At 27.6% G+C, this 2,129-nt stretch carries 4 protein-coding genes; all 4 read left to right on the forward strand.

What is annotated here, in order from left to right:
- The first annotated feature begins 484 nt into the window (after positions 1 to 484).
- The gene (locus FLAPXU55_RS23965) at positions 485 to 964 is read left to right on the forward strand and encodes a hypothetical protein (protein WP_053474334.1); all 480 of its coding nucleotides are present in this window, start codon (positions 485 to 487) and stop codon (positions 962 to 964) included.
- Between the two features lie 81 nt (positions 965 to 1,045).
- The gene (locus tag FLAPXU55_RS23970) at positions 1,046 to 1,372 is read left to right on the forward strand and encodes a YtxH domain-containing protein (protein WP_053474335.1); all 327 of its coding nucleotides are present in this window, start codon (positions 1,046 to 1,048) and stop codon (positions 1,370 to 1,372) included.
- A 75-nt stretch (positions 1,373 to 1,447) separates the two neighbouring features.
- Positions 1,448 to 1,798, forward strand: a complete 351-nt coding sequence (locus tag FLAPXU55_RS23975) for a competence protein (protein ID WP_180861935.1) — start codon at positions 1,448 to 1,450, stop codon at positions 1,796 to 1,798.
- 5 nt (positions 1,799 to 1,803) lie between these two features.
- A complete protein-coding gene (locus tag FLAPXU55_RS23980; RefSeq protein ID WP_180861937.1) occupies positions 1,804 to 2,079 on the forward strand; it encodes a DUF6327 family protein in 276 nt (91 codons plus the stop codon).
- Positions 2,080 to 2,129: the final 50 nt, after the last annotated feature.

Raw genomic sequence — 2,129 nt, forward strand, 5'->3', positions numbered from 1 at the left:
CTTTTATAGATTAATTTTAACCTTCATAAATTGATTTTAAGGTAATATTTAATTTAGGTTGACACATAACTCGTTTTTTGAATTATTGTTTATTTACGGCTTTAATTTAAAGTTTAACCGTTATTTTTGTCAGTTTAACGGGTTATTAACATACAATTGTTTATAAAGTTGCTATTTTTATCTCAATACCAAAAGTCAGAAATGATTTTATAAAATTGATATTTCCAATTAGATTCTAAGTTGAATTTTTTGAAAACAAAAGACAATGCTTTTTGTTTTTAAGATTATTTCTAATTTGAATTCTTGAAACGACAAATTTTATGTTCTAATTTTATTATGAAGTTGTTTTGATAATATTTCGCGTAAAAGGTATTTTTCAAATTTCTTTATAATTATAAAATTTCCATAGCATTAGTTTTAGGGAATTATTTTTTTATAATTCAATCTGACAAATTTTAATTATAAAAACTTAAATCCAATTATCATGAAAATTTTATATTTTACGCTAATGATGTTATTTGCAAATATTGCAATTTCTCAAACTCATCAAATTACAAAACACAACGGTGAACAACTTGATGTCAATTTTATTAAAAATGAAAATGGTTTAATTTATTATTCGTTGAACGGAAGTTCTGAAGAAATTAAAATTAGCAAATATGCTGTTTCATCAATTACAAATAAGCAGACAAAACAAACTCAAAAAATTTCTGATAAAATAATAGTTGATTCAAAAGACGACTACAAAATGGTAACGGTTCTTCCTCAGGAAAAGACAATAGGACTGAAGCAGGCAGCAAGTTTTACCGGAGTCTCGACAAGGACAAAAGGTGAACCGCCAATTGCAAATCAAAAGCAGACTGCTATGAGAATTAAAACTAAGTCAGCTTCAAATGGTTATCCTTTTGTAAGTATTATTGAAAAGGCCGATGGAAAATATGAGGCCGTTGCTTATGTGTATTAATTATATTGTTAAATTTTAAATTTTAAAGTTTAGCATTTTAAAAAAGGAGTATCTTTATTAATCACTTTAAATATAAATATCATGTCAAATAATTCAAATACAATTGCAGCAATTTTAGCTGGTGCTGCAGTAGGAGCAGCGATCGGAATTTTGTTTGCCCCGGATAAAGGATCAAAAACGAGAGCTAAACTGAAAGAAGGAATTGATGATGCAAAACATAATCTGCAGGATTCTTTTCAGGCAAGTTCTGAAGTGCTTCGTGAAAAATTCACAGGTGCGACACAAAATCTTGATGGAACTTTAAATGATTTACTTTCAAATGTAAGCCATAAAACAGAAGAAGTAATCACTTTTTTAGAATCTAAATTGGCTGATTTAAAAGCACAAAACGCTAAACTTCAAAAATAATAATTGTTAAAGAAGCACATAATTGTCTTATTTTTATAAGACAGTTTTGTGCTTTTTCATTTTAAAAAACTAATTATGGCTTTTGAAGAGTTAAAAGAAAATACCGAGAAAATTCAGGATCAAACTAAAGTTTACATTGACAGTCATTTAGCTTACTACAAACTTTGGGGTTTTAAAGTAGCAATGAAATCAACTACTTTAATTTTCAAATTTACTTTGATATTATTGTGTTTTAGTATGGTTTTACTTTTCGGATCTTTTGCAGCAGCATATGCTTTTGGAGATTTATTCGGAAGTAATGCTTTGGGATTTTTAGCAGTAGGAGGGATCTATCTTTTGTTCACTATTTTACTTTTCTTCATAAAAGATAAGATTGTTGAAGGACCAATTTTAGAGAAATTTTCAGAAATATTTTTTAACGATTAAGAATTATGGAAAAGAAAAAATACTCCTCATATGCTGAAATCGACAGAGATTTAGAAATTCTAAAACTGGAAAAAGATATCAATTATCAGAAATTAGTTCTGAGTTTTCAGAGAACTAAAGAAAGCATAACACCGCAAAACATTGTAAACGGATTCGTTTCATCTTATACAGATTACTTTAAAAATTCGTATCCGCAAATTTTGCAATCCATTTTACCTTATGTAATTGGTTGGTTTATAAATAAAAAAAGAGGCAGTTATAGACTGCACCCAAAAGTTTAGACAAATTAATAATTAAGTTTTATAATAATGAGCTCGATATTGTATCGGGC

Source organism: Flavobacterium panici, assembly GCF_903819335.1.
Classification (GTDB): Bacteria; Bacteroidota; Bacteroidia; order Flavobacteriales; family Flavobacteriaceae; genus Flavobacterium; species Flavobacterium panici.

Coding starts and splice junctions, on each gene's coding strand:
- FLAPXU55_RS23965 (WP_053474334.1), top strand. CDS start 485: ATGAAAATTTTATATTTTACGCTAATGATGTTATTTGCAAATATTGCA.
- FLAPXU55_RS23970 (WP_053474335.1), top strand. CDS start 1,046: ATGTCAAATAATTCAAATACAATTGCAGCAATTTTAGCTGGTGCTGCA.
- FLAPXU55_RS23975 (WP_180861935.1), top strand. CDS start 1,448: ATGGCTTTTGAAGAGTTAAAAGAAAATACCGAGAAAATTCAGGATCAA.
- FLAPXU55_RS23980 (WP_180861937.1), top strand. CDS start 1,804: ATGGAAAAGAAAAAATACTCCTCATATGCTGAAATCGACAGAGATTTA.